Consider the following 14,999-nt stretch of genomic DNA (forward strand, 5'->3'; position numbering starts at 1 on the left):
CCTTAAAGTGTATTTTTTTGAAGTTTTGTTAATAAAACTTCGGGGCTCTGCGTCTTTGTGAGCAATTTTTGACGTTTAAAAAAACTTAAAACAATCTCACAAACATAGGATTATTAAGAATATATTCCTCCATTTATATTGATAATCTCTCCTGTAATGTAACTTGATTTTTTTGAAATCAAAAAGCTTACCAAATCTGCAACTTCCTCCGCTTCTCCAAAACGGTTTACCGGAATCAGCTTTAATAATTCTTTTTCATCCAGTTCACTGGTCATGTCCGTTTTAATAAAACCGGGTGCAACAGCATTTACAGTAATATTTCGTTTGGCAACTTCCTGAGCCAGTGCCTTGGTTGCTGCAACAATTGCGCCTTTTGCTGCCGAATAATTCGTTTGTCCGGCTGTTCCTTTTACTCCTGAAACAGAAACCATATTAACAATTCGGCCGTATTTATTGCGCAGCATTTTTTGAATAAAAAACTGTGTAACATTAAAAAATCCGTTTAAACTCGTGTTTACTACACCGTTCCAGTCTTCGGGACTCATCCACATAAAAAGACCATCTTTTGTAATTCCGGCATTGTTTACAATTGCCTCTACAATTGCTTCCGGATTAGCTTCCTGCCATTGTGTTAGCGTTTTTTGTACGTCTTCAAAATTGGAAACATCAAAACCTAAGATTTCTCCCGTTGCTCCTAGTTTTTGTATTTCCTGAAGTGTTACTTCAGCAGCTGTTTTATTCGAGTGATAGTTAATCAGGATATGATAATTTGCATCAACGGCTAATTTTTTACAAATAGCACTTCCAATTCCTCGTGAACCGCCAGTTACTAATACACATTTCATATTCAGAATTTATTTTTATTTGTTCGGTATAAAATCACTTTTTTTAGCAATTTCATTTGCAGAACTTATTGGTTAATAGGTTTTATTTCTTCTTTTTGGCTACCGGTTTTTTGGTAGTTTTTGTCTCTGACTTTTCAGTCGTTTTGGCTTCAGCTTTTGGTTTCTCTGCGGCGATTTCTGCTGTGCTGATTCTTTCTTTTGATTGTGAAAATAGTTCGGCATTTTCAAACCATTGGTTGCCTAATACCGTTCCATCTGGTTTTAAGAAACCCCATTTCCCTTCATTTTTTACTCGGGCCAGACCATCGATAAAGCCTTTGTCTTGTTTTACGAACAGCGCAATAACAAAACCATTTGCTGTAATATTGTATTGGGTTGGAATAACTAATTTTCCGGTTTGATTGATGAATCCCCAGTTTTTTTCTTTTACAGGAGCCAGTCCATCAGCACTAAAAACTTCGGCATCGCTGTAGGTAGGTTCAATTACAAATTCAGCTTTCGGATTGATATACCCCCATTTTGAACCTACACAAACCGGAGCTAAACTTTTTGAAAACGCTTTCACCTTGTCATAAATTGGAGTAATTACCCAATTTCCTTTTAAGTCAATGAATCCAATTTTGCCATTTTTCTTGGCGTATGTAAGATCCTGCGTGTCAAAATCCCAGATTTTTTCAGCTCCGTCAACAGGAATAAAACTTCCTGAACTAACAATTCCAAAGGTTTTATCTTTTCTTGCCCAGCTTGTGTTCTTGAAATAATTGCCTATTTCTTCATACGCAGGCTCGATCATTTCTTTACCGGAAGTATTAATAATTCCCCATTTTTTATTGTTTTCAACTCTGGCAAAACCGTTTTCAAAAGATTTGATCTGATCGTATTTTGGTTCTAAAACAACAGTCATTTTCGAATTGATTAATCCTACTTTGCCATTTTGTCGAATGAACGCTACGCCATTTTCGAAATCAAAAAGTTTGTCTGATACAGGAGCGTTTTGAATTTCTCCTTTTGTATTGATATAAACCCAGTCTTTGTCTTTTTGTACAACTGCAATTCCGCTGTTGAAATCTTTAACATTTTTAAAATCTGCCGGAATTACCCAGGCTCCTTTAGCATCTATAAACCCCCATTTTCCATTATTTTCCACAGCTGCCAATCCTTCAGAAAAGCTTCTTGCGGATTTATACTGAGGTTCAATTTTAAAATTTCCGTCTTTGGAAAGATATCCAATTTTTGAATCTTTTTTAACTAACGCCAATTCCTGACTATTAACAAATTGAATAGTGAATGCAAATAAAATAATAAGTGTCTTTTTCATGATTTTAAAGGTTCAATATTAATAATGTAAAAATAAGTATTAACTGTGAATCAGGTAATCTTTTACTTTCTGAACAAAAGGATACATCACCTGATCTTCTTTAAATTCAGGAATAATGTTTCGGATATCGTCATACCATTTTTTGGTAACGGATGAAATTTTATCTTTTTGTCCTAAATAATCAATAGCCTGAACGATGGTGATCATTTCGATACCTAAAACTTCAAAGGAATTTTCGATTACTTTTGAAGTAATAACGGCAGCATTGGTACCCATACTTACAATGTCCTGATTGTCGTTGTTGTTCGGGATGCTGTGAACGTACATCGGGTTAGACAACATCTGGCTTTCGGCAGTGGTTGAGGTAGCGGTAAACTGAACCCCCTGCATTCCGAAATTGAATCCTAAAGTTCCTAAGTTAACAAACGGAGGAAGGATTTCGTTGATTTTTGAATTCAGTAAATAATTCAGCTGACGTTCTGCCAGCATGGTTAGTTTGGTAATAACAATTTTTAGTTTATCCATTTCAAGCGAGATATAATCGCCGTGGAAATTTCCTCCGTGATAAACGTGTTTGTTTTTTACATCTATAATAGGATTGTCGTTTGCCGAGTTAAATTCGTCTTCAAGAATTGAAGCGACATTGTTTATAGTTTCTAAAACCGGTCCTAAAATTTGAGGAACACAACGCAAAGAATAGTATTCCTGAACTTTTTCTTTGAAGATTTCTTCGGTGTTTTCTCCAGAATATAAGTGATCTTCTCTTTTACGGATCAAGGTACTGTCTGAAAGATTTTGTCTCATTCTTGAGGCTACTTCCTGTTGTCCTTTATGACGTTTGGTTTGGTTTAATTCTTCAGAGAAATGATCGTCGTATGCCTGAACCAATTCGTTGATTGCGCAGGAACATTTTAAAGACCAGTCTAATAATTTTTTGGCAAGATGTACATTTACAACTCCAATTCCGGTCATTACCGAAGTTCCGTTGATTAAAGCCAGACCTTCTCTGATTTCTACCTGAATAGGTTTTAAACCTTCAATTTCGAAAACTTCAGCGGTTGATCTTCTGTCTCCTTTATAAAAAACTTCGCCTTCGCCAATTAAAACCAAAGCTAAGTGTGATAATTGTACTAAATCTCCGCTGGCACCTACACCGCCATGCTCAAAAATAAGAGGAGTAATGTCTTTGTTGATCAGCTCTGCCATCAGATGAATTACAGAAGGATGAACCCCTGAATTACCTAATGATAAAGTGTTTAAACGAGCCAAAATTGCTGCTTTCGCACAAACAGGGCTTAAAGGTTTTCCCGTTCCCGAAGAGTGGCTTCGGATTAAATTGTATTGTAATTGTATTTGATCAGATTCTTTAATTCTATATTGGGCCATTGGTCCGAAACCAGTGTTGACACCATATATTACTTTGTTTCCTGAAAATTCTTTTAGGAAATTGAAGCTTTCATTCACTCTGTTTAAAACAATATCGCTGATGACAACTTTATTATTTCCAAAAATAATAGACTCGAATTCTGCTAAACTTAAATATTCATTAATTGTGTTCATTAAATCGTTTTTGGTTGTGCTAATTTAATTTTATTTATCAAAATAAATGTAGTTATTTTGATGATGGCAAATGTAGGTTAATAATTGATAATAATATTAATATGATAAAGGAGTTTGTTGATGTTTTAGTCATTGGCGCAGGACCATCAGGATGTGTCTCGGCATCGTATCTTCACAAAAACAACATTAAGATAAAAGTAGTTGAAAAAACAAAGTTTCCAAGACTTGTAGTAGGGGAAAGTCTGATTCCTCGAGTAATGGATCATTTTGCTGAGGCTGAGCTTTTTGAGAGTTTGGATGCGATGAATTTTGAGAAAAAACTTGGCGCTCGTTTTATCAGAGGAGAAGAAATTTGTGTTTTTGATTTCAGCAAAAAATTTGGTGAAGGCTGGGACTGGACCTGGCAGGTACCGCGTGCTGATTTTGACAACACCATGGCGCAGGAAGTGATTAGAAAAGGAATTGATCTGGAATTTGAAACAGAGGTTCTGGAGGTTTCTTTTGAGGGTAAAAACTCTAAAACAATTGTAAAAGATAAGGATGGAAACCTAAAAGAAATACACGCTAAATTCATTATTGATTCCAGTGGATACGGCCGTGTTTTACCAAGACTTTTAGACTTGGACACCCCATCAAAATTAGATCCGCATTCTTCGATATTTACACATGTAAAAGATATTAACAGAGAAGAAGGAGAAGAGGGAACTCAAATCTCCTTTGATATTCTGGAAACCGAAGTTTGGTTATGGGTAATTCCTTTCTCAAACGGAAATACGAGTCTGGGGGTTGTAGGACCAACCGATTTTATTAATTCGCTTTCAGAAAATAAAGACAATGCCGCTGCTTTAAGAAATGCGATTCAGAAATCAGATTATTATATTAAAAGATTTAAAGGAACAGAATTTTTGTTTGAGCCGGTAAAATTGGAGAATTATTCAAGAGCGGTAAAAAGAATGTACGGTGATGGTTTTGCCCTGACCGGAAACAGTTCTGAATTTTTAGATCCGGTATTTTCATCTGGAGTGGCCTTTGCAACCGAATCCGGAATGTTGGCGGCTAAATTGTACCTTAAAGAATCTCAGGGAATCGAAGTAGACTGGGAAACAGAATTTACCGGATATATGAAAAGGGGGATAGCTGTTTTTACCACGTATGTACAGGAATGGTACACTGGGAATCTTCAGACTTTGTTTTTTCATCAGCCGGAAAACCCGGATGTGAAAGAAAAGATCTGTTCGGTATTGGCAGGATATGTCTGGAACGAAGAAAATCCGTTTGTGAAGAAACACGATCACGTAATTAAAAATATGGCGTATTTACTAAATATGCAAAAAGAACAAAGCCCTGAATAATCAGGGCTTTTGTTTAGATGATTGTTTCATTGCAGCGTCATATTTCGCCCTTACAGGGCTCTAATTTATAAATAAACCTTTTATTTCTATAAATATGTTATCCCTCCGGGATATAAAAAAAGGGAAGTAGTTTTTTTAGTTAGAAAATTACTGTTATTTGCTCCAGCGGAGCAAAATCTTTATAGCAAATAGATTTATACGGGGAAGAAAGCACCAGCGGATTGCTCCATCGGAGCAAAATATTTATAGATTCCGGAGGAGCGGCATATTTTAGGTTTTATCGTTTTTTAAAATCAATATAGGGTAATAAAGAGGAGAGCTGTCATAAAACAGCTCTCCTCTTATCGTTTTATTTATATGCTTTTTTTACTATCAGTTTAGACATTGATTTTGCTGTTTTGGCGAAACCTTCACCAATTCTGGTTTCGTTACTGAAATTACTGCCCCATTGATCACCCGGAGCTTCTTCGCTTGTAATTTCTAAAAGGACATTTGATTTATTAGCAGTTTCAACAAATTTTAAGTTGGTTGTTACTTTTGCGGGCTGCTTCATAATTCCGGCATCCCAACCCGGATAGATCCATACTGCAGTCACGATTAAAGTATAAGGAGTTTTTAAATTTTCCTGAAAGTTCAAATCCTTTTTTTCTTTGGTTAAAACAATATTGGCAATTTCTAAAAATTTAGGCGTCCAGATTTGGTCTTTTGCACTAATCCATTTTTTTTCCCAGATGTTTCCGTTGCCTTTTGCCTTTTGATCTAACTCGGCTTTATGCTCCTGGACATACTGTGCTTCCGATTTTTTTTCCTTCATCATCGTGAAGTTGCTGTAATCAAATTCGGTATTGATTTCTTTCTGATCTTTTAAGAAATCAAAGTTTCCTTTTACTACTTTCATGTCCTGTGCAAAAGCTGCTCCGGAAATAATAAATAAAGCAAAGATTAATTTTTTCATTTTTTGTTTTGTTTTTGGTTAATTAGTGTGTTAAAAGTAATTAAAATGTTTGTACAAATATTTTTCCTGTTAAAATAAAATCATCTATACGCTAAAGTTAAAAATGGTTTTTACCGCTAAGAGAGCAAAGGTTTACGCAAGGAGGTTGTAACAAATTATTTTTTTATTCCAATTTGTTTCAAAAGCTGTAACAATTTTTATAAAATTTCAATTTTGTTTCAAAAGCTGTAACAAAATATTTTTATTTCCTGTTTTGTTACAAAAACTTTGAAAAGGTAACAGATACACCAAAACAAAAAAAGAGGCGTTAGTAAACGCCTCCTTTATTATCTAAAAAATAATTTTAGGTTTAAGATCCTGTTTAATTTTTTAATATTTTGTTAGAAATCTTTTTACCATTTTCAAGTTTTACAGCTACTATATACCAGCCGTTTTTAAGTTCGGAGAGATTGATTTTAGTTTTATTTTTCAGGGTGATAACATTTTCACCATTCATATCAAAAACATATACGACTTCAACTTTTTCTTTTGTGTCGATACTTAGCTCTTCCTTAACGGGATTAGGGTAGATAATCAGAGAGGAATTAAAAGTTAGATCATCATTTAGAGCAGCAGCACTGGACGTGCTAGCGCCGGAAGTTTGATTGATATAATAATCCTGTAATTTTTGAATCCAAAAATGATCATCAGTCAGCGTAGTTCCCGGGTTTCCAATTCCATCCGTACTGGCTCCTACGCCTGCTCCCATTAAGACAAGTTTGGTTCCGCTATTTTTTACTTCTGCAAAGTGATTTCCAAAAGTCACTTTTTTTGTAGTGGGATTAACCAGAAGTTTAGGGTCGGCATGTTTATTCTGACTGAAATAGTTATAACGAGTCGCGTCATTTGAGAAATTTACGGTATCTCCAAAGAAAAAAGTAGAAGCAGAATCTTCGTAGTGCTGGCTGGTATTATTTAAAATTTGAAAAGGACCTGCTGTTCGTTCATTTACGGTTTCTGAACCATTGATATGTCCTACCGGGATTTGCCAGAGGACAACATGTTTGCCAGAGGCTTCGTAAAGTTTTTGAACAAAATTCAGGTAATTCATCCAGTGGTCATTATTCCAGAACCAGGTATAAGAGAAGGGATCAGCAGGGTTTCCGGTACTTCCGGCGCCCATGGCATCAAGACCATATTTGTCTATAGAAATAAAGTCTGCATTATTAGACATAATTCCCATACTATTGGTGTACTGAAAAATATCTGCAGCGGTTTGTTTAATTTTGTTAAGCTGGGTAGTAAAAGTTCCGGTATCCGTTTCTCTGATAATTCCTTTTGGACCGGCTACACCAGCTTTTGCCCAAAGATTAAGCTGCCATCCAAATTCCATATTCAGGTTTTCGTCTGTTCTTTTCTTGTTGAGCTCAAAATTGATTCTTTCTACGAGGGTTTTTAATGTACCTGCATTTTGGGCAATACTTGTTGCATTTACGGCAGTTGTAGTCGTTATAGGTTCGTTAAACTGCTGCATATAGCCCAGAAAATCAGGTTCTAATACCACTCCAAAAAACTCATCTCCCAGTTCAGCTTTAACCTGATTCAGAAAAAGGTTGAGATTATTGAAATAAGCCGTCATATAGGAAGCATCTTTTACGTGTGCCAGATCCAGTTCGTAAGATTCGCTTCCGTCGGGAATGTTATAAAAAACAAAGAAAGGAATAAGCCCCATTTTTAAAGAATTCCTTGCAAATTTTATAGCTCTGTCAGGCTGCCAGGTATTCCATCCTGCGATTGGCCCTCCATTGATATAGATGTATCTTACATCCATTCTGTTGTTTTTGAGCAGATTGCTGTCGTCGATATTGTTGTTGTAAAAATTGACATCGTCGGTAGTGTCTTCAGATACAGATCCTACAGAAACATAATCAGGATATTTTAATACGCTTCCATTGGTATTGTCTATTCTTAAACCAAGATGATATATGGTACCATCTGAAGTGGTTATCTGAAGTCCGGATCTGCCTGCTTTTTTAGGGATAATTTTTAAAGTATTTCCGGTAATAGTATAATCAAATACGGTAGTGTTTCTTCTTTTTAATGAAGTGATAGCCTTATCGAATACGAATGTTTTAGGTATTCCGTTAACCGCTTTTATTTGATTTGGAAGTGAAGCAAAGGAAATATTTTGTGTGGCAGGATTCACAATAGTAAGTTGTAAACCGGTTGTTGCTATGGTCCCATTGTTGTCTGTGACTGCTATTTGCAGTGAATTGTTTCCATAATTCTGAGGGGTCCAATTAAAGGTATAAGAATTTTGTGAATTGGTACTCACATTAGCATTAGTTCCGGCGGTAAGATCTTTAAACAGTATATTGCTAATTGAACTTCCGGACGAAGGCTGAATAGTAAAAGTAATGCTTATAGGCGAAAAATTAAGTTGAGTATAGGAAGTGGCGTTTGGCGGACCGGTAATCGTTATTACAGCAGGAGCAGTAATCGCAATTTTAATAGTTGTGTTTACTACGGTGCTTATTCCAATCGAATTTACAGTGGTATATCGAATGTTGTAATCTCCATAAGCGGTCGGGGTCCAGTTATACGATATCGTGTTGCCAGATAAACTCATATTGTAAGTTGTATAAGAAGACTCTGTTGTCTTTTTTATTTCGACCTTATTTTGTGTTGCCGAAAAACCGTACAGATTGAGTGATGCGGTAAGATTGATAGCCGATAATGTACTTTTTATAATAATTTGTCCATCGGCGTAGGCAGGAGAAATAGCTATGGGCTTGATACACACACCAAGAAAAGTGTAAGCAGAAGACTGATCAGGAATTTCTGTTCCGGCGACCCAGTATTTGGCTTTATAGACACCATTGTTGTATCGTATAATGTTGTTTACATTGTAGTTGGGTGTTGCGCTGTTCCAGTCAGAAACGGTATTGCAGGCAGTATAAGCCAGAGATGGATTATTAATAATTAATTGCTCGTCACAGCTTCCTACTGCCGACCAGACACTACTAGATCCGGGAGTACTGCCAGCTCCCTGAGACCAGGAATTGTTTTTGTACACTATATTATTGTAACGGACATAAGAGTTACTGGAATATTGTGTGGCGGAATACCAAGCTGGAATTCCACAGGAGCTGCCTAACTGGGCTTTGGCCAGAGTTGGAATAAAACAGACAAGAAAAGAGAAGAATAAAAGTCTATAATTTTTTATCATAGTAAAAACATTTAATGCGTTATACATTCCGTTAATTGTGATTGTTTGAAAAAACGTATCGTTTTTGCCTCTTTAAATTTGGTACCTAAAGTCTAAAGATTAACCATACGTAAATCAAATATAGTAAGAAATTACTTTGCACAAATACCAGTTGTTGTAGGTAAAATATTTGAATTTCAATGATTTGGTTTTTTTTATTCTGAAAAAAGGCAAAGAATTTAGTGATGAAGATTTTGTGGGAAATAGTGTAAAATAAGGCGGTGACCTACAATAATTAAAAACCCGACAAGCTCTAAAACTTGTCGGGTTTAATAAAATTTCGCACTTAAAAGCCTGATTAACAATGGTTAAAAAAGTGTATTTTTTTTTAAATTAATAACATAATATTTAAAAAATGTGATTTTCCCGGTACGGTTTTATTTTTCAAAAAAGAATACAATAAAACTACCAAAATTTAATGTACAGGGCTGCAATAATCAATAATGTAATGACGATTAAAACAGTCGTTTGTGGTTTTACTTTAAACATTTCGGCATCGATTTCGAATGCTTTAGGATTCACTTTAGGACCTGCAAAGCTGATTAAAACCATCACCAAAGTGGTAAAGATGAACGATAATCCCATACAAATATGAAAAGGGATTTCAAAAGCTCCTTTTCCGTTTGGATAAGCAGTATACAATAAAGTCTCATTTCCAAATAAGGCAGGAGCATATTCGTTGAATAGTACGGATAATACAAAACCTAAAATTACACCTACTACAGCTGCAGCTCCCGTAGTTCGTTTCCAGAACATTCCTAAAACAAACATGGCAAAAACTCCCGGACTGATAAAGCCCGTGTATTTTTGGATATAGGTAAATCCGCCAACACCTCCAATTCCTAAAATATCATTCCAGGTAAATAATACTGCTAAAAGCATCGCTCCAAAAACGGCAATTCTTCCAATGTTTACCTGCTGTTTTTCACCAGCTTCTTTTTGAATGTATTTTTTGTGAATATCCAAAGTGTAGATTGTCGAGATACTGTTTACTTTTCCGGCTAACGAAGCTACAATTGCTGCGGTTAGTGCCGCTACTGAAAGTCCCTTTAATCCGGTTGGAAGGAAAGTCAGTACAGCAGAATAAGCTCCGTCTTTTCCTCCGACTAATTGTGGTAAATGTCCGTTTTGATATAAAACATAGGCAGCAATACCCGGTAACATTACGATTAAAGGCATTAACAATTTGAGCATACCGGCAAACAAAATACCGGTGCGTGCAGTTTGCAAATCGGCACCCAGGGCTCTTTGCGTAATGTATTGGTTGCACCCCCAGTAATTCAGGTTGATGATCCAAATACCAGCAAGATAAGACATCAGACCAGGGAAAGTAAGGTATTTGTTGATGTCAAGCTGAGAAGATGTTGCAGTTGGCCTTGGAATAATCATTTTAAAATGTTCCGGTGCTTCTTTCATTAAAACTTTGAATCCTTCGATTGCATTTTGTCCAACTCCAAAATATTGTCCTACAGTCGTAAGAGCAATATATGAGGTAACTAAACCTCCAATGATTAAAACGGCCACCTGAATAACATCGGTATAAGCAACAACTTTCATACCTCCAAGAGAGATGAATAGGGCAAACAATGCCAATCCGATCATGATAATATGCAGATATTCTCCACCGGCCATACCGTTAATGGCCACAGCTCCTAAATATAAAATAGAAGTTAAGTTTACAAAAACGTACAAGAACAACCAGAAAACGGCCATGATTAACGCAGTAGAATCATTATAGCGTGTTTTTAAGAATTGTGGCATCGTATAGATTTTATTCTTTAGGTATACGGGAATAAACCAAACGGCGACCACAATAAGACTTATGGCTGCAATCCACTCATAAGCCGCAACGGCAATTCCTAAAAAGAAACCTTCACCACTCATTCCGATAAATTGTTCTGCCGAGATATTTGAAGCAATTAAAGAAGCTCCAATAGCCCACCAGGTTAGGTTTCCTTCGGCCAAAAAGTAAGCTTTAGCATCCTGTTCGTCTTGTTTACGTTTTCGGTAAACCGTATAACCGTAGGCCGAAACTACGATGAAGTAAATAATAAAAACCGCATAATCTGCGAAAGCAAGGTTCTGGTTCATTGATAGTACTATTTTTAATAATTAGATAGTGATTGTTTGATTAGTAGAGGGTAAAAAACAATATTTGTCTGAGGTGGTTTAAATATTGTTTTTTTTATTTTTTTTGATTTGGGTCGATTATTCGTTTTTGATTTGATTTATTAATGTGATTCTGTATTAAAGGGTAAAAAAGAGCTAAGACGTACCTGTTTTTTTAAGTATGTTGTTCAAAGCTGTAACAATTTGTGGGGCAAAATAGGCTAAAGTTTATTTTATTTTTGTTTGTAATGAATGTCTGATTGCTGTCTTAAAACTTCGGCACATCTTTCAGGGGTAATGTCTCTTTGAGATTCGCCTAACATTTCGTAACCCACCATAAATTTCTTTACTGTGGCTGATCGCAACAAAGGCGGATAGAAATGCATGTGGAAATGCCATTCCGGGTGTTCTAAACCATCTGTAGGTGATTGATGGATTCCTGATGAATACGGAAAAGAAGTACTGAATAAATTATCGTATTTGATGGTGAGTTGTTTTAAAATTACGGCAAAGGAATTGGTTTCTTCTTCCGTAAAATCAGTAATTTTATTTACAACCCTTTTGCTTACAATCATTGTTTCATAAGGCCAGATTGCCCAAAACGGAACTAAAGCAATAAAATCATCGTTTTCGATTACTACACGATCACCCGTTTTTAATTCTGCCTGAACATAATCCTGAAGAAGTGTTCGGTTGTTTTTATCAAAATAAGATTTGAGATTTTGTTGCGTTCTTTCAACCTGAGTTGGAAGCGACGACTGCGCCCAGATCTGACCATGAGGGTGCGGATTACTGCAGCCCATAATACTTCCTTTGTTTTCAAAAATCTGAACGTGATTGATGTATTTGATGCTTCCCAGTTCAGCGTATTCTTTTTGCCAAACTTTTACAATGCTCTCAATTCCTTCAATTTCCATTTCCGGTAAAGTAAGATCATGTCTTGGTGAAAAACAGACTACTCTTGAAATTCCCTGTTCGGGTTTGGTTTTAAAAAAAGTGTGCTTGATGTCTTCTTCAAATATAATTTCGTCCTGCTTCATTGCGGCGAAATCATTTTCAAAGACAAAGCTGTCTTTGTAGGTCGGATTGTGTTCTCCATTGGCGCGAACGTTACCCGGACAGAGATAACAGTTTGGGTCGTGCTTTGGAAGGGTTTCAGTTGCAAGAGTCTCGTTTTGCCCTTGCCACGGACGTTTGGCTCGATGAGGTGATACCAGAATCCATTCGTTTAGTAATGGATTGAAACGTCTGTGTGGATCTTCGTTGATGTCAAAGTTTTTCATTTATAGTTTTTGTGATGTTAAAGAAGTAGTCTTGTTCCATTAGAGATTGTTACATCATAAAATTTTAATTCAATCCCAAATGTATTTAAATAAAGATTTGAAAACTTATTTTTCACCTCATTTTCATGCCCTTTTTTTATAAAATTTATGGTACACCCCCCGAAACCACCCCCCATGAGGCGTGATCCACTAATAAAAGCGTCTGTTTTTGCCGTATTTACAAGCATATCCAGCTCTTTACAGCTAACTTCGTATTCTTGCGATAAACCATAATGGGCTTCGAAAAGTAATTGCCCTAAAAGTGTAATATTTCCCTGATCTAACGCTTCACAAGCTTTTTTAACACGATCAATTTCTTTTACTACAAAATGTGCTCTTTTAAAAATAGTTGCTGACATTTGATTCTGCAGCGTCAAAAGCTGTTCTTCGGTACAATCTCTAAAACTTTTTATTTGAGGAAAATGATGTTTTATAATTGCCAGCCCCTGTTCGCACTCCTGTCTTCTGGTGTTGTATTCAGAGGTAAAAAGAGAATGTTTTACATTACTGTCAAACAAAACCAGAGCGTAATCTTTAAAATCGGCATTGTGATATTCAAAATCCAAGGTGTTGCAATCCAGTTTTATGACCTTGTTTTCAAGACCATGAACACTTGAAAACTGATCCATAATGCCACAATTGATTCCTACCCAGTGTTCTGCCTTTTGCCCTAACAAAGCGATGTCGGCTTTTTTGATTTTTAAATCGAACAGCGATGCAATTCCGAAAATCATTCCACATTCTAAAGCAGCAGAAGAGGATAAACCGGAACCTACTGGAATGTTGCTGCTAAAGACACAGTTGAAACCTTCAAACACAAAACCGTTGTCCTGTAATTGTTTGATTACGCCACGAATATAATTGGTCCAGACCTCTTCGCTTAAAAGAATTTCTGCAGTTAAATCAATTTCAAAGGCTTCGTTCAAATCGATGGCTATTATTTTAGAGCTGTTGGTATTGTTCTTTTCAAAAGCAAAACAGATAATCTTGTCAATAGCCGCCGGTAAAACATAGCCGTCGTTGTAATCAATATGTTCTCCTATAATATTGATCCTTCCGGGAGAGAGCACCACTTTTTGCGGAGCCGACCCAAAAGACTTTTCAAAAAAAGCGGTTGTGTTTTGTATTAAAATATCATTCATTAGGTAGTGGTTGAAAGAAATAGCTTTTCGTTTTGGTTGTTTTTTTAGCAAATATTAGGTTATGGTTTCAAATCGGTAAAGGGTTTTTTGATGATAGGTTTCCCCTTTTCGTAAAACCGAATTCGGAAAATTTTTGTGGTTTGGGGCATCCGGAAAATTTTGTGCTTCAAAACAGATTCCACTAAATGTATGATAATTAGTGTTTTCTTTTCCTTTTATAGATCCAAAACAATTTCCGCCTACATATATATGTACGCTGGGCTGATCCGTAATAACCTTCATCTGCAAATTGTTTTCGACACTGGATAAAGTGGCGGAAACCGCTTTTTCAGACTCAATTACAAACGAATTGTCAATAAATTCCGGGCATTTTTTAGCCGTTCTAAAATCAAAATCATGGCCAGAAAGAGTAATGAAATTCCCGGTTGGAATATTCTCAGTATCCGTTTCCAACATTTTGTCAGAATCAATAAAGAGTGTTTGGTTTAACAAATCCCGATGATGTCCGTCAAGATTAAAATAAGTGTGATGCGTAAGATTCACGATCGTATCTTCAGTTGAGGTCGCTTTATATTCCAGTTTTAATTCGTTTTCTTCTGTTAAAGTATACGTCAAATCAACCTGTAAAGCTCCCGGATAATTCTCCTCTAAATTCTCACTCAAAAGGCTTAAAGTTACCGAAGGATTATCGCCCGAAGTAATATGGGTAATGTTCCATGTTTTTTGTCCAAAGCCAATGTTCCCGCCATGTAAAGCATTGCCATTGTTGTTGGTATTCAATTGAAATGTCTGGTCGTTTAAGGCAAAAAGACCCTTGTCGATTCGTCCGGCATAACGCCCAACGGTAGCGCCAAAGTAAGGAGCGCTTGGTAAATGATAAGAAGCCAGATAAGATTCTAAAGTATCGAAACCTAAAACAACATCAACACCCCCACCTGTTGCAACCGGAATTAACAAAGAGGTCAGGGTTGCACCGTAATTGATAATTTTTGCTTTCATTCCGTTTTTGTTGCACAATTCACAAGAAAGAATTTCTTCGTTATCGGGCAATAAACCAAATGATTCCATGGCAGATGTATTCGGAAGGTGCGATATTTGTTTTATATTCATATTTTTTTTGCCAAAAATGAAAACCAAAAATAGAAACAA

The 14,999-nt window shown here is 36.2% G+C and carries 10 protein-coding genes; 1 reads left to right on the forward strand and 9 read right to left on the reverse strand.

Features of this window, described 5'->3' with window-relative positions:
- Nucleotides 1–113: 113 nt before the first annotated feature.
- From fabG to B0A80_RS05245, 3 genes are all read right to left on the reverse strand, one after another.
- Nucleotides 114–845, reverse strand: a complete 732-nt coding sequence (gene fabG / locus B0A80_RS05235) for a 3-oxoacyl-ACP reductase FabG (RefSeq protein WP_017496917.1) — start codon at nt 843–845, stop codon at nt 114–116.
- 82 nt (nt 846–927) lie between these two features.
- Complete coding sequence (locus B0A80_RS05240; RefSeq protein WP_089076655.1) at nt 928–2,163, reverse strand: WG repeat-containing protein; 1,236 nt, start codon at nt 2,161–2,163, stop codon at nt 928–930.
- Nucleotides 2,164–2,202: 39 nt separating this feature from the next.
- Nucleotides 2,203–3,723, reverse strand: coding sequence for an HAL/PAL/TAL family ammonia-lyase (locus B0A80_RS05245; RefSeq protein ID WP_089076656.1), 1,521 nt, complete (start codon nt 3,721–3,723; stop codon nt 2,203–2,205).
- Between the two features lie 101 nt (nt 3,724–3,824).
- Here B0A80_RS05245 and B0A80_RS05250 point away from each other — a divergent pair, with 101 nt between their 5' ends.
- Nucleotides 3,825–5,075, forward strand: a complete 1,251-nt coding sequence (locus B0A80_RS05250; RefSeq protein ID WP_089076657.1) for an NAD(P)/FAD-dependent oxidoreductase — start codon at nt 3,825–3,827, stop codon at nt 5,073–5,075.
- Between the two features lie 349 nt (nt 5,076–5,424).
- Here the strand turns inward: B0A80_RS05250 and B0A80_RS05255 are convergent, their stop codons facing one another.
- The 6 genes from B0A80_RS05255 to B0A80_RS05280 all read right to left on the reverse strand — a co-directional run bounded on the left by B0A80_RS05255 (nt 5,425) and on the right by B0A80_RS05280 (nt 14,960).
- Nucleotides 5,425–6,030 (reverse strand): hypothetical protein, encoded by a 606-nt coding sequence (locus B0A80_RS05255; protein WP_089076658.1) that lies wholly within the window; start codon nt 6,028–6,030, stop codon nt 5,425–5,427.
- Between the two features lie 361 nt (nt 6,031–6,391).
- Nucleotides 6,392–9,238, reverse strand: a complete 2,847-nt coding sequence (locus B0A80_RS05260; protein ID WP_165769222.1) for a T9SS type A sorting domain-containing protein — start codon at nt 9,236–9,238, stop codon at nt 6,392–6,394.
- 444 nt (nt 9,239–9,682) lie between these two features.
- Nucleotides 9,683–11,368 carry a sodium/sugar symporter gene (locus B0A80_RS05265; RefSeq protein ID WP_089076660.1) on the reverse strand — a complete coding sequence of 562 codons (1,686 nt, stop codon included), beginning with the start codon at nt 11,366–11,368 and terminating at the stop codon, nt 9,683–9,685.
- A 251-nt stretch (nt 11,369–11,619) separates the two neighbouring features.
- On the reverse strand, nt 11,620–12,669 hold the full coding sequence (locus B0A80_RS05270; RefSeq protein ID WP_089076661.1) for a UDP-glucose--hexose-1-phosphate uridylyltransferase: 1,050 nt from the start codon (nt 12,667–12,669) through the stop codon (nt 11,620–11,622).
- A 17-nt stretch (nt 12,670–12,686) separates the two neighbouring features.
- Nucleotides 12,687–13,850: a galactokinase gene (gene galK / locus B0A80_RS05275; RefSeq protein ID WP_089076662.1), complete on the reverse strand. Its 1,164-nt coding sequence runs from the start codon at nt 13,848–13,850 to the stop codon at nt 12,687–12,689.
- 54 nt (nt 13,851–13,904) lie between these two features.
- Entirely contained in the window at nt 13,905–14,960 is a 1,056-nt protein-coding gene (locus B0A80_RS05280; RefSeq protein ID WP_089076663.1) for an aldose epimerase family protein, read from the reverse strand.
- Between the last annotated feature and the right edge of the window lie 39 nt (nt 14,961–14,999).

Origin of the sequence: Flavobacterium tructae (genome assembly GCF_002217475.1) — a bacterium.
GTDB classification, from domain to species: domain Bacteria; phylum Bacteroidota; class Bacteroidia; order Flavobacteriales; family Flavobacteriaceae; genus Flavobacterium; species Flavobacterium tructae.